The organism is Tenacibaculum insulae (genome assembly GCF_964512435.1).
GTDB lineage: Bacteria > Bacteroidota > Bacteroidia > Flavobacteriales > Flavobacteriaceae > Polaribacter > Polaribacter insulae_A.
Genome location: NZ_OZ208512.1, coordinates 1,405,105 through 1,428,531, shown reverse-complemented (window position 1 = coordinate 1,428,531; position 23,427 = coordinate 1,405,105). Strand labels below are relative to the sequence as shown.

The following is a 23,427-nucleotide window of genomic DNA, read 5'->3' as shown; positions in this document are numbered from 1 at the left end:
TTGAGCTTATACAAGTTTTAAGACAGCGTCTATTTAAAAAACATATTTAATATTTAACATAAAATACCGTGGTATTACTTTATAATTAGTTTCATTTCTTTGAAAACTAGATAAAACTATATCATTGAATTTTGTGATGTTTGATAAATTGTTAGCTGTAATTCTGTATGAAAACTTACTTTTTTCAGGGTTAAAACCTATATTTAGGTTTGAGAACCAATAATTTTGAGACTTTATTGAATAATAATTGTTTTCAATTTTAAACAACCACTTGTTAGATATTTTTAGATTTGCAGTTAAATTGCTTTCTAAATAATTATTTGTTGAATTTTGCTTATTAAACTCTCCTTTAGAATAATTGTATTGAATACCAAATTTAAAATTTATCGGTAGTCTAAAATATGTCGTTCCTTGTAACCTATAATTTGCATTATAATTTACTACTTTACTGGTTACTGCATTGATAATCACAGGATTATTTGACCATGATTGTTGCGTGTTTAATTTTAAACTACTTGAAATACTCTTTAAATATCTCGTTATACTTAAGTTATAATTTGTAAACTTCGCTCCATTTATAACAGTATACTGATTAAAACTAGCATTTTCCGAAATAAAACTATTTAAACCATAACTTTTATTTGAAAAACTATGTGTAAAAAATGAATTTATTAAAAATTGCTTTTTATAATTATTAAATGTGTAATAAAACCCAAAACTATGATTATTAGATTGTTGAATACTATTTATACCTTTATTGAAAGTCCTATAATTATTTAACATAAAACTATTTGTTAAAAATTTTGAATTTGGTAAATTATTTTGAAAGCTATAACTTATTCCAAAATTACCAACCTTGGTTTTTTTGGAATGTAAACTTATTTTAGGGTTTACAAAAAAGAATTGATTTTTATTACTGTTAAGTTTTATATAATTTTTTGATATAGATAAAGAACTACTTATTTTGAGTAATTTTGAAATATCGTAAGTATATTTTCCAGTTAAAGAAACTCTTTTATTTATATAATCAATATTATTAGATAATGAGTCAATTTTAAGTTGATTTTCAAATCTAAAACTCCCTATGATTTCATCCCTATCAACAGCGGCAGAAAATTCAATCCCATACTCTGCCTTATTCGTTTTTGTAACCAACTCCGAGTTCAAACCATAATATGTTAAAGGTGTATTGTTTTTTTGATAAATTGTTAAATCTTCATCATTATTAAAAACATCACTAAAGGTATTAGGCTGTATACTATAATTTTGTTTCGTATTATTTACACCTAAATAAGTATACGTCAATAATAATGTATTATTGGAAATTTTTTTTGTAAAATTTAAGTGATTGAAAAAATTATATTTTTTATCTTCTTGTAATTGAGAAACATTATCATTGTTAAAAATAAGGTTTCCTGTTGTTTTAGTTGGATTGTTTTCAAAAGTAAAATTATATGTAAAGTATGTTTCATTTTTCGACAAATATTTTAGCTCTAGCTCAGTAGAAAATAATATATCTTTAATATCAATTTTATTTTGTTCGGTGAAAAATATTGTTTTAGGTTCTATAAAATATTGAGTAATATTATCATTTTCTTTTTCTATTTCGTCATAAGTAAAATAGGTTAAACTTCTTAATTTAGTTTGCTTAGATAGGTTCGTAACAAAACTTAGTGAGTTTAGAAGTGAATTATTAAAAACATCTTCGTTATTAGAAAAATTAGAAGAGGATAAATTATCAATACTTATGAGTTCATTACTTACTTTTTCAATTTTTTTATTAGTGTCAAACCCGTTTAAACTAATAGTTTCCGTATTTTTAACTTGAGAAACAGCTGTTTTACTAATACTATTAACATTGGTTAAATTAAATATTTTTATTTTCTTTTTTAATAAACCAATATTTACAGTTGTATTATAACGTTTACCTGTTCCTGTACCTAAATCTATATTTCCGAACCAAACGTTTTTTTTATTGTTTTTTAATTTTAAATTTAAAGCTACTTTTTCCGACTCTTGAAAACTTTTTAATACAGGATTGTCTTCAAAACCAGTAAGTACTTCTACTTCTTTAATAATGCTTGCATCTAAGTTCTTAGTCAGTAATTTATATTTATCATCAAAAAGGTCATCCCCTTCTATAAGTAATTTATTAATAGCTTTTCCGTTTACTTTTATACTACCATTTAAGTCAATTTCAATACCAGGTATGTTTTTAAGCAAATCTTCTACAACGTTTTCAGAACCATCTTTAAATGCGGAAACTTTATAAACAATTGTATCCTTTTTTACTTTTATTTTTTCCCAACTCTCAAGAACAACTTCTTCTAATATATCATTTTGTTCTTCTAAAATAAAGTTAATGTTAATTGTATTTTTCAATACAGAAACTCTTTTGCTTTCTTTTTTAAAACCTAAACTAGAAGCTACTATATTTAATGTATCTAATTTAGGTTTTTGTATAGTAATTAAGAAACCTCCTTTTTCATTGGTGTAAGCATAAGATAATAATTTACCTCCTCCATAAACCATTACCGCTATATTAGAAAGCTCTTCATCTAGTTTATTAAAAACCTTTCCTTTAACGTTAATAACTTGAGAAGTTAAAAAATGTGTAATAAAAAATAAAAGAAAAAAAAGATTACTTTTTCTTATCATAAAATTCAGATATATTAAAATTTTCTATGAATGAGTTATTTAGACTATACTTTGTGTTTAGTTCTGTATCTAAAGAGTTAAAACTCTCTGCAAAAACCCTTCCACTATTAATAGAGTTTAAATAAGCATTTATTAAAAATTTTCTATACTCTTTTAAATTAATCCACTTTTTATGACTTTGATTTACAGGTTTATTTATGGTAACACTTGTAGTTCCTGGATATTTAAAACTTTTAAAATAAAAGTAGACTTCTTTTTTTGTGTCATATGCTTCTAAAATTAAACCCGGTAAGCCCTGTAATTTCCATGGACCATATTTTACTGCAATTTCTGGGGTGTACCAAGCAGAGTAATTTCTTCCTCTAAATTCCGTTGTTGCTTTAATACATAAATAACTTCCTATCTTTTTTGTTTCCTCTGTTATTATCCAATTTATTTTAGGTTTTTTTTCCTTAATATAAGTAAAACCTATATCTCTGCTAAATAAACTATCTTTAATAAAATTAGTATAATATCTAAATCCATATTTATTAGTCGCTTTCGTTACAATATGAACATTGTTTTTATCTTTAAAAACTTTTTGTTCATGAACTCTTTTCTTTTCTATTGAATCGTTTCTTGTTATATAAATTGATTCATTGTTATTAAAAACTAAAACTGATGTATAATCAACACCTATCGGAGCTCCCATACCCATACTTTCTTTTTGTCCATAAAACACAACTCCTTTTTTATCTTGTGAAAAAGTTGTAATTGTAAAATACAGAAATAATGGTATTATTATTTTTATCATAAAACTTAGTTTTTAACATTAAATTAGTAAATTATACTTTAACATGATACAACCATTTGGTCTGCCATCACCTGAGCATTTTCATCAGTAAAATTACCACTCATGTCATAATCTGCAATTCCATCTCCATCACAATCTACTTGTATTCTATATTCATGTAGTTTAAGAGGTGAGGTTTCCATATTATTTTCACTGTTAATTATACTTGCATTTATAAAGCTTGAAGATGCAAATAAAAAAGCCATGACTAAAGTTATTTTTTTCATAGTTTCAAAAATTTATAAGCAGAGGATTATTATTTTTCATAGCAACCTCATTTTTATAATTTTATATCTTTCAAATTTTAAATTTTTTTTTTAGTTTACAAAGTATTTTTAACTCCTATTTGGCATTAGGGTTACTCCTATGCTAAAAACACTATATGTAGATTATTGTTTTTTTTTATCTTCGTGCTTCAAAAAATTCTATCTGAAAAATTCTACCTGAAAATGTTTTTATTTAAATCTACCGAAGTTTTAGAAAGCAACTTACTAAAACGTATTAAAAAAGAAAGAGAAAAAGCAGGTTTATCTCAATATGAATTTGCTAAAAGAATTGGACTAGGGCAAAGTGCCTACCAAAAAATAGAAAAAGGAAAAACTAGTTTAAGTATTTTTCGTTTTTATAAAATTGCACAAATTTTAGGTATTTTTCCAAATGATTTAATAAACAATGGAGATGAAATTATAACAGATAAAAAATAAGTTATAGTCTCTTATTCAAAAAATTAAAACTTTCGCTTTCACTCAAGGTAAATTCTTTCTTGGTTATAAAATAAATAAAGCCTAACAAAAATAAAAAATTACTTTTGTTAGGCTTAATCCAATTGAAATCAATTTTTTTATATAAAAATCCTTTTAATCTATATGCGATACACGTAAAGTGTTTACCATTCCTTTTGCTTTTACTGGCATAGATGATAAGTTAATCATAAAATCACCTGTTTTAACAAAACCTTTTTCTTTAGCTATTTCATTAATATCTTCTAAAGTATCATCAGTACTTAAATCTCTATCATAATAATAAGCTCTAACACCCCATAAAAGATTTAATTTACCTAATATTCTTTTTTCTGATGAAAAGGCTAAAACGTGTGATTTTGGTCTCCAAGCTGAAACTTGAAAAGCAGTATATCCACTATTTGTTAATGTGGTAATTGCAGCTGCATCAATATCTGATGCCATTAAAGCAGCATGGTGACATACAGATTTTGTTATAAACCTGTTTGTACGAATGTGTGGTGCTTCGTGTGGCACTTTAATTAAATCTGAATATTCAACACTTCCAATAATTTCTGTCATCTTTTGAATAACTCTTATAGGATGTTTTCCTACAGATGTTTCTCCAGAAAGCATTACTGCATCGGCTCCATCCATAATTGAATTTGCAACATCATTTACCTCTGCTCTGGTAGGAACTGCATTTTCAATCATTGTCTCCATCATTTGTGTAGCAATAATTACAGGAATTCGAGCTTGTTTTGCTCTTCTAACCAACATTTTTTGAATTAACGGAACATCTTGCATTGGTACCTCTACTCCTAAATCACCACGAGCAACCATTAATCCATCACAATACGGAATTAAAGCATCAATGTTTTCTACAGCTTCAGGCTTTTCAATTTTAGCAATTACAGGAACACGATATCTTGATTTTTGCTTAATTAAATCACGCAAAATTCTTAAATCTTCTGGTGTTCTAACAAAAGATAAAGCAACCCAATCTACTTCTTGCTCTAAGGCAAAAACTACATCTTTTTTATCTTTTTCAGTTAATGCAGGTAATGATATATTTGTGTTTGGTAAATTAACTCCTTTTTTAGATTTTAACGGCCCTCCAACAATTACTTTTGTTTCTACTGCTACTTTTTTATCGGTAGCGGTTACTTCAAATAATAATTTACCATCATCAACCAAAATTTGTTCTCCTACTTTTACATCTTTAGGAAAACGTTGGTATGTCATAAACGCTTTTTCTTTAGTTCCTTCACACTGCTCTGTTGTAAAAGTAAAAGTGTCGCCAGCTTTTAATTCTACACCATCGTTCATTACTCCAACTCTAAGTTTTGGACCTTGTAAATCAGCTAAAATTGCCACATTATAGCCTCTTTCTTCATTAATTTCTCGTATAAATTTAATGCGTTCTTTTACGTTTTCATAATCTGCATGAGAAAAATTAATTCTAAAAACATTAACTCCATTAGCTGCCATTTCAGCTAAAATTTCTTTAGTATTTGTTGCAGGCCCTAAGGTGGCTACAATCTTTGTTTTTTTGTTGTGTGGCATAATTTAAAATATTAAAAAATCTTTCGATTTTAAAGATTCTACCTCTACTTCGTAAGAGGTAATAATTTGTGGAATTTTGTTTATCATTTCAATTGTTTTTACAATATATTCAAAACTAAAATCTCCTGTTATTTTCAAAAAAAAATCAACTTTTCTTTTCTCTGGCACAAGGCGAGTAATAGCATCGCTTTCGCTAAAAAGGCTTGTTGATGTTGTTTTACTTGTTAGTTTATATACATTGGTTATTAAAAACCACTCGTAATCTAACTCGGCATCAGTATGTTCAAATACTGAATAAAAAGATTGATGTTCTTTTTTAGTAAAATCTAACTCATAGTTTGCTTTACTAAATTGTACAGATAAATGTTTATTTAATAGATATGCTAATTTAGATTCATCAACTACGGTATGAATACCAATTAAAGCATAATCATTTGTAGAAAATTCATTTATATCTAGTACATAATTAGTCATAAAAACAAATATTTGCTCTTTGCTAAATTACTGAATGTATCTAAAATATAATATGAAATCTGCGAAAACGTTTTCGGCTAAATGTTAAGAATTTTCCATTTGGCTTTGCATTGCAAAATACACTCTTTTTGCAGCAATTTCTTCGGCTTTTTTCTTTGAAGTGGCTCTTCCTTTACTTATAATATTCCCATCAATACTAACGCGTACGCTAAAGTGTTTTTTATTCTGATTACCAGAATCCTCATAAGAATCAAACTTATATTTCTTCTTATTTTTTTGACACCACTCAATTACATACCCTTTATAACTAGATATTTTTCCTTCTAATCGCTCTATATCTACATAAGGTAACACAACTTGTTCGTAAATAAACTGGTTGCAATAATTATATCCTCTATCTAAATATATAGCACCTATTAAAGCTTCAAAAATATTACCATAAATATTATTACTGATATGCTCTTTAGAAACGTTACTTTTTATAAACCGAATTAAATCTAAATCTTTTCCTAAAGTATTTAAATGCTCTCTACTTACTACTTTAGATCGCATTTGAGTTAAATACCCTTCATCTCCTTCAGGAACTTTTTTATACAAATAAGATGCCATTACAGACCCTAAAATTGCATCTCCTAAAAACTCTAAACGTTCGTAATTTATAGGATTCCCTTTAGCGTCTACTAATTTTAACGACCTATGTGTAAAAGCTTTCTTATAATGCGAAAGTTTTATAGGCTTAAAATTAAGCAGCTCTTTTAATTCGTAGTAAAAATTTTCATCCTCTTTATTTTGGGGCTTAACTATTCTACGAAGAAAATTCATAAAGTATTAATCTAATTTTCTAAAAGCAACACAAGCGTTATGACCTCCAAAACCAAAAGTATTACTCATGGCTACTTTAACTTCTCTTTTTTGAGGTTTATTTAGCGTTAAGTTTAACTCTGGGTTAATATTTTCATCAACATTAACATGATTAATTGTTGGCGGAACAACTCCGTTTTCCATTGCTAAAATAGCAGCAATAGATTCTACACTCCTGCAGCGCCCAACAAGTGTCCTGTCATAGATTTTGTTGAATTAATATTAATGTTTTTAGCATGCTCACCAAAAACTTTAGAAATCGCTTTTAACTCGGCAACATCACCTAACGGTGTAGAAGTACCATGTGTATTAATATGATCTACATCTTCTGGTTTTAAACCAGCATTTTCAAGGCAATTTTTCATTACTGCAATTACACCGATTCCTTCAGGATGTGGTGCTGTCATGTGGTGTGCGTCAGATGACATTCCTCCACCAATAACTTCAGCATAAATTTTTGCTCCACGCGCTTTAGCGTGCTCATATTCTTCTAAAATAATCGCTCCAGCTCCTTCTCCTAAAACAAAACCATCTCGCTCGCTATCAAAAGGTCTTGAAGCAGCTTCTGCGTTTTCGTTATTTGTAGAAAGTGCGTGCATTGCATTAAACCCTCCAACACCTGCACAAGTAATTGCGGCTTCACTACCACCGGTAACAATTACGTCACAGTGTCCTAGTCGGATATAATTTAAAGCATCAATCATTGCATTTGCAGATGATGCACATGCAGATACCGTTGTGTAGTTAGGCCCCCATAAATCCATTTTTAATAGATATATGACCTGGTGCGATATCAGCAATCATTTTTGGAATAAAGAAAGGGTTAAATCTTGGAGTACCGTCTCCAGCACCAAAATTTATCGCTTCGTTTTGAAAAGTTTCTAAACCTCCAATACCAGCTCCCCAAATTACTCCTACTCGTAATTTGTTAATTTCGTCTAGATTTAATTTCGAATCTGCAATAGCTTCATCAGAAGCTACTAATGCATATTGTGTAAATCTATCCATTTTACGCGCATCTTTTCTATTGATAAAATCTGTCGCGTTAAAATTTTTTAACTCACATGCAAAACGAGTTTTGAACTTGGCAGCATCGAAATACGTAATAGGTGCTGCTCCGCTAACTCCGTTAACCAAGCTATTCCAATATTCTTCTTTATTGTTTCCTATTGGCGTTAATGCGCCAAGTCCAGTTACTACAACTCGCTTTAATTGCATATAAATATTATTTTTTTGCTTCTTCTATATAGCTAACTGCCTGACCTACAGTTCCGATGTTTTCTGCTTGATCGTCTGGAATTTGAATATCAAATTCTTTTTCGAATTCCATAATTAATTCTACTGTATCTAAAGAATCTGCTCCTAAATCGTTTGTGAAGCTTGCTTCGTTAGTTACTTCGTTATCGTCTACTCCTAATTTGTCTACGATAATCGCTTTTACTCTTGATGCTATGTCTGACATAATTTGTTTGTTTTAAAATTTAAAGTCGGGGCAAAAATACAAATCTTAACTATTAATTCTAACTTTTGCTCAAAAATGTGATGACTAATGTAAAAAAAAATATTGAATCTTTTGCTACAAACACCACCGTTGTTAATAATTATCCTTTTTTTTGTAGTAACAAAAATAATTTAATTTATATGAAACGTATCGTAATTTTTGCTTCTGGTTCTGGCTCTAATGCCGAAAATATTATTAAATACTTTCAATCTAATCAAATTGCTACGGTTACTCATGTGCTTTCTAACAATCAACATGCCAAAGTTTTTGATAGATGTGAGCGATTAAATATCGATGCTTCTTTATTTGATAAAGAAAGTTTTGTAAAAGACGATACTGTTTTAAATTTTTTACATGTTGAAGCCGATATTATTATACTTGCTGGTTTTTTATGGCGTATTCCTGCAAAAATAGTCGAAGCTTTTCCTAATAAAATAATAAACATACATCCGGCATTACTTCCTAAATATGGAGGAAAAGGTATGTATGGTATGAATGTTCATAAAGCCGTAAGAGAAAATAATGAAACCGAAACTGGTATTACCATTCATTATGTAAATGAAAATTACGACGAAGGAGCTATTATTTTTCAGGCTAAAACAGAAGTGTTAGCTGCTGATACTCCTGAAGATATTGCTACTAAAATTCACACACTAGAACAACAACATTTTCCTAAAATTATTGAAGAGGTAATTCTTAAAAATGTCTAAAAAGAAAAAATATTACGTTGTTTGGAAAGGTAAAAAAACAGGTGTTTTCACTTCGTGGGATGTCTGTAAAAAGCAAATTACCGGGTTTGAAGTCGCTCAATACAAAGCTTTTACCGATAAATCAGCAGCCGAAATTGCTTTTACAAAAACCTATAACGACTACAAAGGTAAAGACACCAAAAAAGTAGTTTTATCTGCTAAAGAAAAAGCAACTTATGGCAACCCAATTTTAGATACTATTTCTGTTGATGCTGCTTGTGCTGGCAATCCTGGTTTAATGGAATACCGCGGTGTTTTAACTAAAAGTAAAAAAGAAATATTTAGAATGGGACCTTATAAAAAAGGAACTAATAATATTGGTGAATTTTTGGCTTTAGTGCACGGAATTGCTTTATTAAAAAGCAAAAAAATGGACGACTATCCTATTTATTCTGATTCTAGAATAGCAATGAGTTGGATTCAAAAAAAACAATGTAGAACCAATTTAACTTTTGATAGTAGTAATAAAGAAATTTTAGATTTAATAAAACGTGCCGAAAAATGGTTAAAAGAAAACTCTTTTAAAAACCCTATTTTAAAATGGGAAACGAAAGCTTGGGGAGAAATTCCTGCAGATTTTGGTAGAAAATAAAAGACCGAGTAAAAAAAATTACTCGGTCTTTATATCTTTTAATTTAAAAAACTATCAAATTATTTAACAGCCATTTTTGTTTCTTCTTTCCAAGTTTGCACACTTGCTACAACATTATTTGTAAAATCTATTTCTTTTAAACCATCTTCTTTCCACATAAACCATTTACCAATTTTTTTTCCTGCCTTATAATGTGCAATCGTTTTTTTATTTCCATTGGCATCAAAAGAGGTCCAAGTTCCTGTTAATTTTTTATTCTTAAAAAAACCTTGCTCTTTAACTTTCCCATCTTTATAAAAATACGTTGCTTTTACTAAATCTCCCGATTTTTCAAACTTTGGCGCTATATCTTGTGCTTGTAATAATGATATCGATAAAATACAAACTGCTACAATTAACTTTCTCATCTCTAAAAAATTTTTATAATTAACACTAACACTCCAAATATACAAACAATTTTACATATTTGAAACATTTACGTAACATTAATTTAACATTGGGTTATTTTTTATTCAACTTTTAAATAAAAAAACTAACACAACACTTATTTATCAAAAAATAACGAAATAAAAATTTAACTTTGATTACAAACTTAAAACATGAATATTACACAATACTTTTTAGTTGGATTGGTTGCTTTAATTCACATTTATATTATGATTATAGAAATGTTTTTATGGACCAAACCGAAAGGGATAAAAACATTTGGTTTAAAAACTAAAGAATTTGCAGAAGCCACAAAAGTATTTGCTGCAAACCAAGGATTGTACAACGGTTTTTTATCCGCAGGCTTAATTTGGGCTGCAATATTAGAAAAATCAGCTATTGCAATTTTCTTTTTAACTTGTGTTTTTATTGCAGGAATTTACGGAGCATATTCAACCAAAAAACCAAGAATTTTAATCATTCAATCTATCCCAGCTTTAATTGGTGTTTTATCTTTAATACTGTAAATTGCACCCGTATAAAAACAACTAGTATAAATTATATACTTTATTAATTTTTAAAATTTTACATATGGAAGAGTATTTAAAACACGCTCAAGTTTTATTATTAGAATACGCACCTAAAGTATTAACTGCTTTAGCTATTTTAGTTATTGGTTTGTTTGCTATTAAAATGGTGGTTAATGTTACCAAAAAAATTATGAACAAACAAAATGTTGACATTACGCTTCAACGTTTTTTAGGCGATTTAGTTAGCTGGTCGTTAAAAGCCTTACTTTTTGTTACCGTAATTTCTCAATTAGGAGTTGCAACAACTTCATTTGCGGCTATTATTGGTGCTGCAGGTTTAGCTGTTGGTTTAGCTTTACAAGGCTCACTGTCTAACTTTGCTGGCGGTGCTTTAATTATGATTTTTAAACCTTTTAAAATTGGCGACTTAATAGAAGCCCAAGGTATTACTGGAGTGGTAAAAGAAATTCAGATTTTTACCACACACGTTAACACTCCTGGTAATAGATTAGCAATTATACCAAACGGAGCATTATCTAACGGGAACATTATTAACTATACTGCGGAAGGAAAGTTAAGAGTAGATTTAACCTTTGGTGTTTCTTATGATGCTGACATTAAAGAATCTAAAAACGTTTTAATGGAGGTTTTAACTGCCAATTCTAAAGTTTTAAAAGATCCAGCGCCAACCGTAAAAGTATCTGAACTAGCAGACAGCTCAGTAAATTTTGCTGTTAGACCTTGGGTAAACACTGCCGATTATTGGGATGTGTATTTTGAAACAACCGAAAATGTAAAAATTGCACTAGATAAGGCAGGAATAGAAATTCCTTACCCTCATCAAGTTGAAATTAAAAAAGAAGCTTAAACTTTCTTTTTTTCGGGAATAACAATAAAATCTTTTAAATAAAAAGGTTCGAAATAAGCGACATCTTCGATGTCGTTTTTTTCGTATTTATGGTAGCTTAATTTTGCCATTTCTTTTGTTGATGGAAATTTATCATCAACAAAAATTGCATTATCGTGCGTAATTATATTTTTACATTTAGCTGCTCCATCTCCTAAAAAATAAACTTTTCCTTTTAATAGTTCTTCTTTAAAAGAATCCGCATCAATTATTTCAGCTTTAATTGCTCTTATTTGCTCGTTTTTTGAATTATAAACTGCCGAATATACTTCCATTCTTCGAGCATCGAGCATCGGAATTACACATCCTTCATCAATAAAAATACAACAAGCTAATGATTTTAATGTATCAATGGCAATTAACGGTTTGCTTATTGCAAAACAAATTCCTTTTGCTGCAGATACACCAATTCGGAGCCCGGTATAAGAACCCGGACCTTTACTTACAGCTACAGCATCTATTTGTTTTGATGTAATTTTAGCTTCTGATAAAAGCTCTTGAATAAATGGATGTAATTTTTCTGCATGTGAATAATTGCCATCATTTAATTCTCTAATCGCTAAAACTTCTCCGTTTTTAGCTATACATACCGAGCAATTTTTGGTTGCAGTTTCTATGTTAAGTATAATTGCCAATTTCTAAAAATTTAAGCAAAGATACTCTTAAAAAACAAAAAACTCATCAGCTTGCTAACTGATGAGTTTTTATAAAAATTTAAATTGTTTTTAGTCTACTAAAATATTTTCTCCGTAGTAAAACTTTAACACTTTTGTGGTAAACACATAATTATATTTTGCTCTAATCATAGCACCTTCTGCATTTACTAAACGGTTACGAACTTGATCAAAATCAAACAAAGTCATTGCTCCGTAATTATAGCTTTGTTGCGCATTTTTAAAAGCTTCATTTTGTGCTTCTAAAGATTTTTCTGCAGCTTCAAATGATTTTGCTGCAGCTTTTGCATCCTGAAAAGCTTTTTCTATCGTTTGTTGTAATTGTAATTTTGCGCTTTCTAATCTTGTTTCAGTAATTAGCTTACTAATTTTTGAACGCTCTACGTTGGCATCAGTTTTATATCCATTAAAAATTGGAATATTTACGCTAAATCCAACACCATAACCTAAGTTGTTATCTAATTGAGTTAAAAAATCTGTATTAGTAAAACCGCTTGGTAAATCTAAGTTATACCCGTAATTTGTTCCCACATTTCCAGATACAGAAACTGAAGGCATATATGCCGATTTTGCAATTGCGATAGAAAGATCAGAATTTTCGATATTTAACTTTGCTCTAGCAATTTCTGGTCTACTAATTAATGCCTTTTTATATACCTCTTCAGAGCTACTATAAAGCATTGCTGCTGAAGGTGAATTTACCTCAATTTTAGCTACATCAAAATTATTAAAAGGTATTTGTAAAAGTTGAGAGATGTTAAGTAACGCTAAGTTTAAAGCGTTTTCTTGAGTAACTACATTTTGAGCGTCACTAGATGCTGTAGATTGCACATTTAATAAATCGCTTTTTGGTGCAGCACCAGCTTCAAACTGAGCTTTTGCGCGTTCAATTTGCTTTTTACTTATTTCTGCTTGAACTTTAGAAACGGCTAAGTTTTCTTTTGCAAACAAGGCATTTAAATACGAATTAACAACACTTAAAGCAATATCATTTTCTATCACTTCTAAGTCTAGCTTACTTCCTTCTACGCCTAATTTTGCTTGCTTATAAGTATTTAAAACTCTATAACCATTAAAAACTGTAATACCTGCAGATACCCCAAAAGATCCACCAAAATTACTTGTAGAAACTCTGTCGTTAGTTACAGGATCAAATCCAGAACCAAATCTTAAGTTTCCACTTGTAGAACCATTTACAGATGGCAATTTATTACCCCTAGCGTTTTTTACATCTGTTTCAGCAATATCAATATTAAACTTATTTTGTTTAACAGTAATATTGTTTTTTAATGCATGATCAACACACTCTTTAAGTGTCCATTGTTTTTGAGAAAAACCAGCTAAAGAAATAAATAAAGCTGCTACTAGTACAAATTTTGTTTTCAAAACGAATATTTTTTGGTTCATTATAAGTTAGTCAATTAACATTCCTAAAAAGAAATAACACTTAATCAACTATATATCAATTGTTTGATTAAAAACGTTACTGTAAATTGTTTGATTTCGAACACTAAATGATTTAAAACCGAACATTTATTTTTAACTTTTTTAATATGACGACCAAAAACACAATATGTTACAAAAAAATAATCTTATTATAAGAATTAGTTTTTTTCAGCCTTTTTATGTCTATAAATAAAGTAAAATAAAACACCTACCAAAACATAAGGAAACACCATTAAGTAAGTAATTCCGTTATTAACTCCTTCTGCAACAGTTTCATTTCCACCTTCAACAACTGCCTTACACATGGCACATTGTGCTGATGTATTTACAGAAACAAACAGTAATATTAAAATTAAAAAAAGTTTTTTATACATAATATGGAGATATCATTAAATATACAATTACACCAGTTACAGCAACATATAACCATAACGGAAATGTAATTTTTGCTATTTTTTTATGTTCTGTAAAATTACCTAAACGAGCCCTCATAAAGGTAATTAACACAAATGGTATTACTACTATTGATAACACAATATGCGTAAATAAAATAAACAGATAAATGTATTTTATAACTCCCTCTCCTCCAAACTTAGTTGAATCAGAGGTCATATGATACGCTACATACATTACTAAAAATAATACTGAACAAATTATTGCAGTAGTATTTAATTGTTCGTGTAATTTTCTGTTTCCTTTTTTAATTGCAATTACTGAGGCTACTAATAAAACAGCCGTTAAACCATTTACACTTGCGTAAATTGGTGGCAAAAACGATAACGGTTCAACGTTTGGTATTTTAATCCCGAATAAAGCTGCTACAGCTAACGGAATTACAATAGAAACAATGGTAATTAATTTTTTATATTTTTTTTCTTCAACACTCATATTACTCCTTTAATAATAATTTAATGTCTTGTTTTAATTCTGTTATCTGATTTCCAAAACCATGCTCATCTAACGCTCTATAGTACATAATTGGGTTACCATGTTCATCGTAACGTGAGCGAATGTATCCGTCTTTATCAACCAAAGCAAACAAACCAGAGTGCTCAAATCCTCCGTGAGAAACTTCTCCTTTACCTACAAAAAGTTTAAAACCTTCGTTTGATAAACCATACACTACATCTTCAGATTTACCTGTAAGTAAATGCCAATTTTTATGGTTGATACCGTTTTTAGTGGCATATTTTTTTAATTGATTTGGCGTATCAATATCTGGAGTGATAGAAAAAGAGGCAATTCCAAAATTAGGATTTCCCATAAATTCATTTTGAATTTCTACCATTCGAGCATTCATAATTGGGCAAATTGATGGGCAAGTAGCAAAGAAAAACTCCACTACATACACTTTGTCTTGATAATTTGTATTGCTAATCGTTTTATTTTCTTGATTGATAAACTCAAAAGCAGGAACTTTAGTAAACTTATGCAAATTGGCCGTTTGAAAATGTTTTACAATTTTTGGCACTGCGTAAATTCCGAATAATAAAATAATAAAAGAAATACCGATGTATGAATAATTTTGCTTTTTCATGTTTAGATTTTCTAAATTTCTCTATCTGCGTTGTTCTTTTTTAAAGCCAAACGATATTCTGCTAAAACAACTTTAACATCATCATTCATCTTATTTTTAAGCTCTGCTACCGATGTCATATTATAACCAAATAGTTTACCATCAGCGCTATCTTTATCATCAATTCTTCCTCTTAAATTTACATTTTTATCAATAATAAATGCTTTTGATGAATGCAAATTGTTATCTAAAGATTGGTTGGTTTTAAAACTATCGTAAAGCACTTTAATCTCTACCTCATCAGCAAAAACAAAATTCCATTTAATCATATTGGTAAAATCGGCTATTTTCTTTTGAAACTTAGCCACTTCATCTTCCGTTCCTTTTGGAGCAATTACAATTAATTGAAAATCGTTAAAATCGTAAAATGGTTTGTAAATTTTCTCATTCAAATTAAACATTTCACTTTTTGCTATATCAATATTATTACCTAAAAAAGTAACTACAGATATTTTTCTATCAAACTGATGTTTTTTACTTATTGATGAAATATCAATAACATTTTTAGTAACCACTGGTAGTTTTGCAAAATTATTTATCCCCATTGACAGGAATATATAAAATAATAAAGGCACTATAAATAGTGCAAACAAAACAATAAACTTTTTAGCTTTACTCATTCTTTTCAGTTCTAATTAAAGTAAAAAAAAGGTGGTTAAAACCACCTTTTTTTAAAATTTTTATATCATTACCATTTTACTAATGGTGCTAATGTTTCGTGTAAATAACCTCCTTCTATTAACACTAAAGTTACTAAGTAACAGATTAAGAAAACGGCTGTCCAAACGATAGCGCGTCTAAACCATTTTTTTTCACCCTCTAAGTGCATAAAAGCCCAAGCAATATAATATGCTTTTACTAATGTTAAAATAATAAACAACCAGTTTAACCAGCTAGTTCCCCATCCGTGTAAATGTAATGCATCTGGTTTTACAATACCAAAAGCTACCTCTACAGTTGTTATAATTGTTAAGATTGCTAAAACAACCCAAATTCTTTTCTTGTTCGATTCGTGTGCGTGACCCATTTTTAATATCGTTTTTTTATTAAACTAAGTAGAAGAAGGTAAATACAAATACCCAAACTAAATCTACAAAGTGCCAATATAAACCTACTTTCTCAACCATTTCATAATGTCCTCTACGTTCGTAAGTACCTAACACAACGTTAAAGAAAATGATGATATTAATAAGAATTCCAGAAAATACGTGAAAACCATGAAAACCTGTAATAAAGAAAAAGAAATCTGCAAAAATAGGATTACCGTATTCGTTTACATGTAAATTAGCTCCTTCAACAACTTGATTTGCTAAAGCTAATTTTGCTAAACTTTCTTCTCTTGATAAGATTATTTTCTGTTTAGTTTCAGGATTTAACTTCTCTATCCTTATTAATAAAGATGGATCTGCTTTAAAGGCATCTTGAATTTGTGCTACAGAATATTCTGATATTGTAGCCTCTTTCTCAAACCACAATCCGTTTTCGCGCTTGTGTTGAATTCTTTCATCCTTACGTCCTTCATGAACAAAATCGGCTAAAGCTATCTGATGACCATCTTTTACAAACTGTAAAATATGATTATTACTAGTTTTAACTGCTCCGTAAGAACCGTTAATAAAGTTTTTCCATTCCCATGCTTGCGATCCAACGAAAATAATTCCGAAAATGATCGTTGCAAACATATACCAAGCAACTTTCTTTTGTTTCATTTGATGACCAGCATCAACTGCTAACACCATAGTTACTGATGATACAATTAAAATAAATGTCATTAACGCGACATAATACATCGGTGCGTGTACACCATGTAATCCTGGAAAGTGAGTAAACACTTCATCGGCAATCGGCCAAGAATCAATAAATTTAAAACGTGTTAAACCATACGCGGCTAAAAAACCCGAAAAAGTTAATGCATCTGAAACGATGAAAAACCACATCATCATTTTACCATAACTAGCGCCAAATGGTTTTTCACCACCTCCGCCCCAGGCTTCTTTCTTATCAGAATTTACAGCAATATTTGCTTCCATAAATCTCTTTTTGTTAATTTTTGTTAAAACAGTGCGCCAAAATTACGCATTTTTCATCATCTTATGAAATAGAAAAAGAAAAATAGATAAATCCATAAAACATCTACGAAATGCCAGAAGATTCCACCTAACTCAAACCCAAGCATATCCGACGCTGAATATTTCTTTTTAAAATGATTATAAATTACTACTAATAATACAATTACCCCTGCTAACAGGTGCAAAATATGCATAAATGTTATTCCTATTATAAAGGATGTTGACACGGTACTTTCTGGACCAGTAAAATATAATCCAACAGATTTTAATTCGTTAAAACCTACATATTGATACCACACAAACCCCAAACCTAAGACTAAAGTTGCGACTAAAAACGCAAATGATGCCTTTAAATTTCCTTTTTTTAATAATTTTTGAGAAAAAATTAAAGTTACACTACTTAACACAATTAAAAATGTGCTTATAAAAAATGATTGTGGTAAATCGAACGTAACCCAATCTTCGCGTTTCATACTAACCACGTATGCACTGGTTAGTCCCGCAAAAAACATTACCATACTAATCATTGCAACCCACAACATTGGTTTTGCTGATTTTCTTTTACCTTGTTTTAATTCTTCTTGTAAAGTTTGTTCACTCATTAGTGTAAAAATTTATCTACCACATAAATAATGGGTACGATTGTAATATAAAAAACACTTGCCAACATTAATTTTCGTGCATCTGTGTTTTTTTCTGATTTATATAATTGAAAAGCGTAATACAACATTAACAAACCTAATAATAAAATTATTACGGCGGTTAATGGATATATATATAAGTTACCTGTTACTTTTAAAACTGGCGCAACCGATATTAAAATCATTATACAGGTATAAAAAATTATTTGAACAATAGCACCTTTATCTTTTTTATCCATAGGTAACATGTGCAATCCTGCTTTATTATATTCTTCAAATTGCAACCAACCAATAGCCCAAAAATGTGGAAATTGCCAAAAAAACTGAATCATAAATAAAAAACCTGCTTCAACACCAAATTTACCTGTTGCAGCAACCCAACCTAGCATAAAAGGAATTGCTCCTGGTATAGCACCTACAAAAACTGCCAATGGTGTTACCGCCTTTAAAGGTGTATATGCACTTGTATATAAAAATATAGAAATTGCCCCAAATAAAGCACACTTCGGATTAATAGCATATAAAATACCAATACCAGCAATTGTAAAAATAGTTGCTATTATTAAAGCAGTAGTTACTTGCATTCTTCCGGCTGGTAAAGGGCGATTTTTAGTTCGCTGCATTAGCGCATCAATATCTTTTTCGATAACTTGATTAAATGCGTTTGATGCCCCCACCATTAAATAACCTCCAATCGCTAATAATAAAACAATCGTATAATCAATAGTTTCTGCTCCTAATAAATATCCTGTAACAGAAGTAAAAACAACACTAATAGATAAACCTACTTTTGTTAATTGCTTAAAGTCGTTAAACATTGATTTTAAGGAAGTTTTAGTATTTACAGATGAGATCGTGTCCACTTCTATTTTTTATTTTTGGGGCAAAGATATTTCTTTCTTACTTAACCGCCATAAAAAATAATAGTAATCGAAATAGAAAAAAAATTAAAAACTGTTTTGCCGTTTAAAAAAAGGTGTTATATTTGCACCCGCATTCGCAGTAATGCAACGTTCATTAAAATAATTTTTGACTACGCGAAAGTAGCTCAGGGGTAGAGCATCACCTTGCCAAGGTGGGGGTCGCGGGTTCAAATCCCGTCTTTCGCTCTGAGACTTTCTTAAAAATATACCAATTTGATTGTTTACAATCAAAAGCTGAAGTGGTGGAATTGGTAGACACGTTGGACTTAAAATCCAATGGACTGTAATGTCCGTGCGGGTTCAAGTCCCGCCTTCAGTACTAAGCCTCGTTTTTATTAACGAGGCTTATTTTAAGAAACAGTCAAAAAAATATTATACATACACCAGCTGAAGTGGTGGAATTGGTAGACACGTTGGACTTAAAATCCAATGGACTGTAATGTCCGTGCGGGTTCAAGTCCCGCCTTCAGTACTAAACCTTAACATTTATTTGTTAAGGTTTTTTTATTTTTAACACTTTCCTAGCAATTTACAACCTCTTTAGCACACTTATTTTCTATACAGTTTTTCTTTGTTTATTTTTATCAACTAATAAATTATCTAAAAGAATAAACAACAATTCTTTTTTACTAAATTATATCATTAACTCTCGTTTTTAAAAAACGGAATATTCTTTGTAATCTATTAATAAAAGAAACGTCTAAAGTATCAGATTAAAATAACCAACCATGCGTAAACTACTTTTAGTATTAAGCTTAACTTTTTTTATAAACTCCTTCGGACAAACAAGTGTTTTTAATACTTTATTAAAAAAACATGTTAACAGTACTGGATTTGTAGATTATAAAAACCTACAAAAAGAAGAAACTAAACTTGATTCTTATTTAAGCTATTTAAACAAAACGATACCTCAAAGAAATTGGTCGGCAGCAAAAACCAAAGCCTTTTGGGTAAACACCTATAATGCTTACACTATAAAAATAATCTTAGACAACTACCCTTTAAAAAGTATTTTAAATATTAAACAGAAAGGAAAAGATGCTTGGAATATTCCGTTTGCAAAAGTTGGAGGCAAGACATATACTTTAAATTATATTGAGCATCAAATTTTACGTAAAAAATTTAACGACCCTAAAATTCATGTAGTCGTAAATTGTGCTTCTGGTTCTTGCCCGCAATTAGGAAATTTCGCTTTTACAGAAGCTAATTACCAAAGTAAAACGAACGAATTAATGAAAAAATTCATTAATGATGCTAACAGAAACAAGATAACTGCTAATAAAATACAACTCTCAAAAATTTTCGAATGGTTTAAAGGTGATTTTACCAAAAAAAGTACTCTTATTGAATTTTTAAATCAATATTCGAACATCAAAATCAATAAAAAAGCAAAAATTAGCTTTTTAGAATACGATTGGAATTTGAACGGAAAATAATCCGCAATGATACTTTTTAATCAAAATAATTCTGAAAACAATTTGTATTTTTACTTTTCAACTTAATAAAACACATGTCAAAAACATATTACGATCCTGCCGATTTACGTAAGTTCGGAAAAATAACAGAATGGAACGAGGAACTTGGAAACAAATTCTTTGATTATTACGGAAAAGTATTTGAAGAAGGTGCTTTAACGGCTCGCGAAAAAAGCTTAATCGCCTTAGCTGTTGCACATACAGAACAATGTCCATATTGCATAGATGCGTACACAAAAGATGGCTTAGAACGTGGAATTACTAAAGAAGAAATGATGGAAGCGCTTCATGTTGGTGCTGCCATAAAAAGCGGTACAACTTTAGTTCATGGAGTTCAAATGATGAACAAAGTGAATAAACTTGAAATGTAATTATCTTCAAAAATATCTCCTCGAGCACAGTTGAAAGGTAATATTTAGGTTTCGACTGCAATCGACCTGAAAGAATTCTAAAATATTAAGATGAAAAAATCGCTTTTAGCAAGAAATAACGATTTAGCAAATACGCAACGTCAATTGGAAATTTTATCAAACGGCATTTTTACTGACGGAGAGTTACCAACCTTTGCTAAAAAAATAAAGGAAACTAATCTGTTTCCACTACGCCCTAAAAAACTAGAAATTTTACAGATTAACTTAGGTTATATGTGTAATCAAGTTTGTGCGCATTGCCATGTTGATGCAGGTCCGGATCGTAAAGAAATTATGACAACCGAAACCATGCAACAATGTTTAGAGGTGATAAAAAAAACAGGAGCGCACACTTTAGATTTAACAGGTGGTGCACCAGAAATGAATCCAAATTTTAGATGGTTTGTAGAAGAAGCGTCAAAAGCAGGAATTACAGATTTTATTGTTCGTTCTAATTTAACAATCATTTTAGCAAACAAAAAATACCACGATTTACCAGCCTTTTTTAAAAAACACAATGTACATGTAGTTTCTTCGATGCCGCACTGGACACGTGGAAAAACTGACAAACAACGTGGTGATGGTGTTTTTGATAAATCTATTAAAGCACTACAAATGCTAAATGAAGTTGGCTACGGAATGGAAGGTTCTGATTTAAAATTAGATTTGGTTTATAATCCTTCAGGAGCATTTTTACCTGGAGATCAAATGGCATTAGAAAACGATTTTAAAAAGACATTGAAAGATGATTTTAACATCGATTTTAATTCACTTTTTGCCATTACTAATTTACCAATCAGTCGATTTTTAGATTATTTAATCGCTTCTGAAAATTACGAAGATTATATGTATTCTTTAGTAGAAGCTTACAATCCTACAGCAGTAGAAAACGTAATGTGTACCAACACTTTATCGGTAAGTTGGGATGGATTTTTATATGATTGCGATTTTAATCAAATGTTAAACTTAAAAGTAAACTCTAAAGTAAAACACATTTCCGACTATAACGAAGAATTGTTACAAAACAGAGATATAATTATAAATCAACATTGTTACGGCTGTACTGCTGGCGCAGGAAGTAGTTGCCAAGGTGTTGTTGCATAACAGAGGTTGTTATATCGAGCACAATCGAGATGTTAAGCTATTTAAAATGATAGACTATTTTTGTTATAGTTCTTAAACCTTAGTAAATAAGTTTAGCCCCGATTGAAGCATTTGTTTGAGCTCCTCGCAGAGAGCGAGTGCAGAAAGCGGGAAATAGCTACTAATTATTTTTAACGAGATGAATAAATTTATATTTTTTTTCTTACTGATTTCAATAAATTCTTTCTCTCAAAAAAGTTTGAAAAAATTATTGAAGAAATACAATACAGAAAGTGTTTCGTATGTTTTTGTTGATGATTTAAACGAAAAAATAAAAAAAACTTTCGACCCTGCTCAAGGCGACAATAAAACTATTTTATTAGATGCTAGAGAATTAAAAGAATACAACGTGAGTCATCTTAAAAATGCCATTCACGTTGGTTATGATAATTTTAATTTGAGTAAAACCACTGCTAAATTAAAGGATAAAAATGCAACAATTGTTGTGTACTGTTCACTCGGAATCCGATCTGAAGACATTGCTGAAAAACTTCAAAAAGCAGGTTTTAAAAATGTTTATAATTTGTTTGGCGGAATTTTTGAGTGGAAAAACAGCAACAACAAAGTATATACATCCGAAGAAAAAGTAACAGAAAAAGTACATACTTTTAATAAAGATTGGAGTGTTTGGTTAAAAAAAGGCATTAAAGTTTATGAGTAAAAATTTACTTTTAATATTTACAAGAAATCCTGAGTTAGGAAAAGCAAAAACGCGATTAGCAAAGTCTGTTGGCGATAAAACTGCCTTAACTATTTATAAATTTCTACTCGACAAAACTAAAGAAGTTACACAAAATCTTACTTGCGATAAAGCAGTTTATTATTCGGTAAAAGTTCGTAAAAATGATATTTGGGACGCTAATATTTATCAAAAACATCAACAAATTGGTGAAGATTTAGGTATTAGAATGCAAAATGCTTTTAAAAATTCTTTTGATAAGGACTATGAAAAAGTAATGATTATCGGAAGCGATTTGTACGATTTAACTCCAAATATTATTGAAGATGCTTTTACTAAATTAAACACAAATGATGTAGTAATTGGCCCTGCCGAAGATGGCGGGTATTATCTTTTAGGAATGAAAAAATTACAACCTCATATTTTTAAAAATAAAGAATGGGGAACAGCATCTGTAAGAAAAGATACGCTTAACGATTTACAAAAAGTAAGCGTACATTTGTTAGCAAAACTGAATGATGTTGATGTAATTGAGGATATTGAAAACCATTCAGCATTTCAACAATTTTTATAATA

General features: G+C 29.6%; 28 protein-coding genes, 3 tRNA genes and 1 pseudogene. 13 read left to right on the top strand and 19 right to left on the bottom strand.

Going from position 1 to position 23,427, the window contains the following annotated elements:
- Positions 1 to 33 precede the first annotated feature (33 nt).
- The 3 genes from ACN5J5_RS06645 to ACN5J5_RS06635 are packed head-to-tail and all read right to left on the bottom strand — an operon-like array spanning position 34 to position 3,633.
- Entirely contained in the window at positions 34 to 2,658 is a 2,625-nt protein-coding gene (locus tag ACN5J5_RS06645; RefSeq protein WP_418644150.1) for a carboxypeptidase-like regulatory domain-containing protein, read from the bottom strand.
- Entirely contained in the window at positions 2,642 to 3,451 is an 810-nt protein-coding gene (locus tag ACN5J5_RS06640) for a GLPGLI family protein (protein ID WP_418644149.1), read from the bottom strand. The genes ACN5J5_RS06645 and ACN5J5_RS06640 overlap by 17 nt, the downstream gene beginning before the upstream one ends.
- A 38-nt stretch (positions 3,452 to 3,489) precedes the next feature.
- Positions 3,490 to 3,633, bottom strand: a complete 144-nt coding sequence (locus ACN5J5_RS06635; RefSeq protein ID WP_418644148.1) for a hypothetical protein — start codon at positions 3,631 to 3,633, stop codon at positions 3,490 to 3,492.
- A 306-nt stretch (positions 3,634 to 3,939) separates the two neighbouring features.
- On the opposite strand from ACN5J5_RS06635, the gene ACN5J5_RS06630 reads away from it, so the two are divergent.
- Entirely contained in the window at positions 3,940 to 4,194 is a 255-nt protein-coding gene (locus tag ACN5J5_RS06630) for a helix-turn-helix domain-containing protein (RefSeq protein ID WP_418644147.1), read from the top strand.
- A 153-nt stretch (positions 4,195 to 4,347) separates the two neighbouring features.
- On the opposite strand, the gene pyk is transcribed toward ACN5J5_RS06630, so the two are convergent.
- The 5 genes and pseudogenes from pyk to ACN5J5_RS06605 all read right to left on the bottom strand — a co-directional run bounded on the left by pyk (position 4,348) and on the right by ACN5J5_RS06605 (position 8,572).
- The gene (pyk, locus tag ACN5J5_RS06625) at positions 4,348 to 5,775 is read right to left on the bottom strand and encodes a pyruvate kinase (protein WP_418644146.1); all 1,428 of its coding nucleotides are present in this window, start codon (positions 5,773 to 5,775) and stop codon (positions 4,348 to 4,350) included.
- Between the two features lie 3 nt (positions 5,776 to 5,778).
- Entirely contained in the window at positions 5,779 to 6,249 is a 471-nt protein-coding gene (locus tag ACN5J5_RS06620; RefSeq protein WP_418644145.1) for an IPExxxVDY family protein, read from the bottom strand.
- An 84-nt stretch (positions 6,250 to 6,333) separates the two neighbouring features.
- On the bottom strand, positions 6,334 to 7,071 hold the full coding sequence (gene rnc / locus ACN5J5_RS06615) for a ribonuclease III (protein WP_418644144.1): 738 nt from the start codon (positions 7,069 to 7,071) through the stop codon (positions 6,334 to 6,336).
- Positions 7,072 to 7,077: 6 nt separating this feature from the next.
- A pseudogene (gene fabF, locus ACN5J5_RS06610) lies at positions 7,078 to 8,328 on the bottom strand (beta-ketoacyl-ACP synthase II).
- Positions 8,329 to 8,335: 7 nt separating this feature from the next.
- Positions 8,336 to 8,572 carry an acyl carrier protein gene (locus ACN5J5_RS06605; protein ID WP_068702406.1) on the bottom strand — a complete coding sequence of 79 codons (237 nt, stop codon included), beginning with the start codon at positions 8,570 to 8,572 and terminating at the stop codon, positions 8,336 to 8,338.
- A gap of 179 nt (positions 8,573 to 8,751) precedes the next feature.
- Here ACN5J5_RS06605 and ACN5J5_RS06600 point away from each other — a divergent pair, with 179 nt between their 5' ends.
- Positions 8,752 to 9,321 carry a phosphoribosylglycinamide formyltransferase gene (locus ACN5J5_RS06600; RefSeq protein ID WP_418646515.1) on the top strand — a complete coding sequence of 190 codons (570 nt, stop codon included), beginning with the start codon at positions 8,752 to 8,754 and terminating at the stop codon, positions 9,319 to 9,321.
- Complete coding sequence (locus tag ACN5J5_RS06595) at positions 9,314 to 9,952, top strand: viroplasmin family protein (RefSeq protein WP_418646514.1); 639 nt, start codon at positions 9,314 to 9,316, stop codon at positions 9,950 to 9,952. The genes ACN5J5_RS06600 and ACN5J5_RS06595 overlap by 8 nt, the downstream gene beginning before the upstream one ends.
- Before the next feature lie 59 nt (positions 9,953 to 10,011).
- On the opposite strand, the gene ACN5J5_RS06590 is transcribed toward ACN5J5_RS06595, so the two are convergent.
- The gene (locus ACN5J5_RS06590; protein ID WP_418646513.1) at positions 10,012 to 10,359 is read right to left on the bottom strand and encodes a toxin-antitoxin system YwqK family antitoxin; all 348 of its coding nucleotides are present in this window, start codon (positions 10,357 to 10,359) and stop codon (positions 10,012 to 10,014) included.
- Between the two features lie 192 nt (positions 10,360 to 10,551).
- Between ACN5J5_RS06590 and ACN5J5_RS06585 the strand changes: the two genes are divergently transcribed.
- On the top strand, positions 10,552 to 10,905 hold the full coding sequence (locus ACN5J5_RS06585; RefSeq protein WP_418646512.1) for a DUF1304 domain-containing protein: 354 nt from the start codon (positions 10,552 to 10,554) through the stop codon (positions 10,903 to 10,905).
- 64 nt (positions 10,906 to 10,969) lie between these two features.
- Entirely contained in the window at positions 10,970 to 11,776 is an 807-nt protein-coding gene (locus tag ACN5J5_RS06580) for a mechanosensitive ion channel family protein (protein WP_418646511.1), read from the top strand.
- Here ACN5J5_RS06580 and tsaB read toward each other — a convergent pair.
- The 10 genes from tsaB to cyoE form a co-directional block, all read right to left on the bottom strand.
- Complete coding sequence (gene tsaB, locus ACN5J5_RS06575) at positions 11,773 to 12,450, bottom strand: tRNA (adenosine(37)-N6)-threonylcarbamoyltransferase complex dimerization subunit type 1 TsaB (RefSeq protein ID WP_418646510.1); 678 nt, start codon at positions 12,448 to 12,450, stop codon at positions 11,773 to 11,775. The genes ACN5J5_RS06580 and tsaB overlap by 4 nt on opposite strands.
- A gap of 90 nt (positions 12,451 to 12,540) precedes the next feature.
- Positions 12,541 to 13,875: a TolC family protein gene (locus ACN5J5_RS06570; RefSeq protein WP_418646509.1), complete on the bottom strand. Its 1,335-nt coding sequence runs from the start codon at positions 13,873 to 13,875 to the stop codon at positions 12,541 to 12,543.
- A 218-nt stretch (positions 13,876 to 14,093) separates the two neighbouring features.
- On the bottom strand, positions 14,094 to 14,309 hold the full coding sequence (locus ACN5J5_RS06565; RefSeq protein ID WP_418646508.1) for a hypothetical protein: 216 nt from the start codon (positions 14,307 to 14,309) through the stop codon (positions 14,094 to 14,096).
- Positions 14,302 to 14,823, bottom strand: coding sequence for a DUF420 domain-containing protein (locus tag ACN5J5_RS06560; protein WP_418646507.1), 522 nt, complete (start codon positions 14,821 to 14,823; stop codon positions 14,302 to 14,304). Before ACN5J5_RS06560 ends, ACN5J5_RS06565 begins: the two co-directional genes overlap by 8 nt.
- Before the next feature lies 1 nt (position 14,824).
- On the bottom strand, positions 14,825 to 15,472 hold the full coding sequence (locus ACN5J5_RS06555) for an SCO family protein (protein ID WP_418646506.1): 648 nt from the start codon (positions 15,470 to 15,472) through the stop codon (positions 14,825 to 14,827).
- A gap of 11 nt (positions 15,473 to 15,483) precedes the next feature.
- Positions 15,484 to 16,131 carry a hypothetical protein gene (locus ACN5J5_RS06550; RefSeq protein WP_418646505.1) on the bottom strand — a complete coding sequence of 216 codons (648 nt, stop codon included), beginning with the start codon at positions 16,129 to 16,131 and terminating at the stop codon, positions 15,484 to 15,486.
- 68 nt (positions 16,132 to 16,199) lie between these two features.
- On the bottom strand, positions 16,200 to 16,538 hold the full coding sequence (locus ACN5J5_RS06545) for a cytochrome C oxidase subunit IV family protein (RefSeq protein ID WP_418646504.1): 339 nt from the start codon (positions 16,536 to 16,538) through the stop codon (positions 16,200 to 16,202).
- Positions 16,539 to 16,557: 19 nt separating this feature from the next.
- The gene (locus tag ACN5J5_RS06540; RefSeq protein WP_418646503.1) at positions 16,558 to 17,541 is read right to left on the bottom strand and encodes a cytochrome c oxidase subunit 3; all 984 of its coding nucleotides are present in this window, start codon (positions 17,539 to 17,541) and stop codon (positions 16,558 to 16,560) included.
- A 56-nt stretch (positions 17,542 to 17,597) separates the two neighbouring features.
- Positions 17,598 to 18,182 carry a cytochrome c oxidase subunit 3 gene (locus ACN5J5_RS06535; protein WP_418646502.1) on the bottom strand — a complete coding sequence of 195 codons (585 nt, stop codon included), beginning with the start codon at positions 18,180 to 18,182 and terminating at the stop codon, positions 17,598 to 17,600.
- A complete protein-coding gene (gene cyoE / locus ACN5J5_RS06530; protein WP_418646501.1) occupies positions 18,182 to 19,039 on the bottom strand; it encodes a heme o synthase in 858 nt (285 codons plus the stop codon). Before cyoE ends, ACN5J5_RS06535 begins: the two co-directional genes overlap by 1 nt.
- Before the next feature lie 219 nt (positions 19,040 to 19,258).
- On the opposite strand from cyoE, the gene ACN5J5_RS06525 reads away from it, so the two are divergent.
- The 8 genes from ACN5J5_RS06525 to ACN5J5_RS06490 all read left to right on the top strand — a co-directional run bounded on the left by ACN5J5_RS06525 (position 19,259) and on the right by ACN5J5_RS06490 (position 23,425).
- A tRNA-Gly gene (locus ACN5J5_RS06525) sits at positions 19,259 to 19,330 on the top strand.
- Positions 19,331 to 19,377: 47 nt separating this feature from the next.
- Positions 19,378 to 19,463 (top strand) — tRNA-Leu (locus tag ACN5J5_RS06520).
- Between the two features lie 67 nt (positions 19,464 to 19,530).
- Positions 19,531 to 19,616: transfer RNA gene (locus tag ACN5J5_RS06515), tRNA-Leu, on the top strand.
- 256 nt (positions 19,617 to 19,872) lie between these two features.
- Positions 19,873 to 20,580, top strand: coding sequence for a DUF547 domain-containing protein (locus tag ACN5J5_RS06510; protein ID WP_418646500.1), 708 nt, complete (start codon positions 19,873 to 19,875; stop codon positions 20,578 to 20,580).
- A 74-nt stretch (positions 20,581 to 20,654) separates the two neighbouring features.
- Positions 20,655 to 20,990, top strand: a complete 336-nt coding sequence (locus tag ACN5J5_RS06505) for an arsenosugar biosynthesis-associated peroxidase-like protein (protein WP_418646499.1) — start codon at positions 20,655 to 20,657, stop codon at positions 20,988 to 20,990.
- A 90-nt stretch (positions 20,991 to 21,080) separates the two neighbouring features.
- Positions 21,081 to 22,133, top strand: coding sequence for an arsenosugar biosynthesis radical SAM (seleno)protein ArsS (gene arsS / locus ACN5J5_RS06500; protein ID WP_418646498.1), 1,053 nt, complete (start codon positions 21,081 to 21,083; stop codon positions 22,131 to 22,133).
- Between the two features lie 238 nt (positions 22,134 to 22,371).
- Positions 22,372 to 22,833, top strand: a complete 462-nt coding sequence (locus tag ACN5J5_RS06495) for a rhodanese-like domain-containing protein (RefSeq protein ID WP_418646497.1) — start codon at positions 22,372 to 22,374, stop codon at positions 22,831 to 22,833.
- A complete protein-coding gene (locus tag ACN5J5_RS06490; protein ID WP_418646496.1) occupies positions 22,826 to 23,425 on the top strand; it encodes a TIGR04282 family arsenosugar biosynthesis glycosyltransferase in 600 nt (199 codons plus the stop codon). Before ACN5J5_RS06495 ends, ACN5J5_RS06490 begins: the two co-directional genes overlap by 8 nt.
- Positions 23,426 to 23,427: the final 2 nt, after the last annotated feature.

Coding starts and splice junctions, on each gene's coding strand:
- ACN5J5_RS06605 (WP_068702406.1), bottom strand. CDS start 8,572: ATGTCAGACATAGCATCAAGAGTAAAAGCGATTATCGTAGACAAATTA.
- ACN5J5_RS06540 (WP_418646503.1), bottom strand. CDS start 17,541: ATGGAAGCAAATATTGCTGTAAATTCTGATAAGAAAGAAGCCTGGGGC.
- rnc (WP_418644144.1), bottom strand. CDS start 7,071: ATGAATTTTCTTCGTAGAATAGTTAAGCCCCAAAATAAAGAGGATGAA.
- ACN5J5_RS06560 (WP_418646507.1), bottom strand. CDS start 14,823: ATGAGTGTTGAAGAAAAAAAATATAAAAAATTAATTACCATTGTTTCT.
- ACN5J5_RS06630 (WP_418644147.1), top strand. CDS start 3,940: ATGTTTTTATTTAAATCTACCGAAGTTTTAGAAAGCAACTTACTAAAA.
- arsS (WP_418646498.1), top strand. CDS start 21,081: ATGAAAAAATCGCTTTTAGCAAGAAATAACGATTTAGCAAATACGCAA.
- ACN5J5_RS06645 (WP_418644150.1), bottom strand. CDS start 2,658: ATGATAAGAAAAAGTAATCTTTTTTTTCTTTTATTTTTTATTACACAT.
- ACN5J5_RS06600 (WP_418646515.1), top strand. CDS start 8,752: ATGAAACGTATCGTAATTTTTGCTTCTGGTTCTGGCTCTAATGCCGAA.
- ACN5J5_RS06490 (WP_418646496.1), top strand. CDS start 22,826: ATGAGTAAAAATTTACTTTTAATATTTACAAGAAATCCTGAGTTAGGA.
- ACN5J5_RS06580 (WP_418646511.1), top strand. CDS start 10,970: ATGGAAGAGTATTTAAAACACGCTCAAGTTTTATTATTAGAATACGCA.
- ACN5J5_RS06595 (WP_418646514.1), top strand. CDS start 9,314: ATGTCTAAAAAGAAAAAATATTACGTTGTTTGGAAAGGTAAAAAAACA.
- ACN5J5_RS06620 (WP_418644145.1), bottom strand. CDS start 6,249: ATGACTAATTATGTACTAGATATAAATGAATTTTCTACAAATGATTAT.
- ACN5J5_RS06505 (WP_418646499.1), top strand. CDS start 20,655: ATGTCAAAAACATATTACGATCCTGCCGATTTACGTAAGTTCGGAAAA.
- ACN5J5_RS06565 (WP_418646508.1), bottom strand. CDS start 14,309: ATGTATAAAAAACTTTTTTTAATTTTAATATTACTGTTTGTTTCTGTA.
- ACN5J5_RS06535 (WP_418646502.1), bottom strand. CDS start 18,182: ATGAGTGAACAAACTTTACAAGAAGAATTAAAACAAGGTAAAAGAAAA.
- ACN5J5_RS06545 (WP_418646504.1), bottom strand. CDS start 16,538: ATGGGTCACGCACACGAATCGAACAAGAAAAGAATTTGGGTTGTTTTA.
- ACN5J5_RS06510 (WP_418646500.1), top strand. CDS start 19,873: ATGCGTAAACTACTTTTAGTATTAAGCTTAACTTTTTTTATAAACTCC.
- pyk (WP_418644146.1), bottom strand. CDS start 5,775: ATGCCACACAACAAAAAAACAAAGATTGTAGCCACCTTAGGGCCTGCA.
- ACN5J5_RS06640 (WP_418644149.1), bottom strand. CDS start 3,451: ATGATAAAAATAATAATACCATTATTTCTGTATTTTACAATTACAACT.
- cyoE (WP_418646501.1), bottom strand. CDS start 19,039: ATGTTTAACGACTTTAAGCAATTAACAAAAGTAGGTTTATCTATTAGT.
- ACN5J5_RS06555 (WP_418646506.1), bottom strand. CDS start 15,472: ATGAAAAAGCAAAATTATTCATACATCGGTATTTCTTTTATTATTTTA.
- ACN5J5_RS06550 (WP_418646505.1), bottom strand. CDS start 16,131: ATGAGTAAAGCTAAAAAGTTTATTGTTTTGTTTGCACTATTTATAGTG.
- ACN5J5_RS06635 (WP_418644148.1), bottom strand. CDS start 3,633: ATGGAAACCTCACCTCTTAAACTACATGAATATAGAATACAAGTAGAT.
- ACN5J5_RS06585 (WP_418646512.1), top strand. CDS start 10,552: ATGAATATTACACAATACTTTTTAGTTGGATTGGTTGCTTTAATTCAC.
- ACN5J5_RS06590 (WP_418646513.1), bottom strand. CDS start 10,359: ATGAGAAAGTTAATTGTAGCAGTTTGTATTTTATCGATATCATTATTA.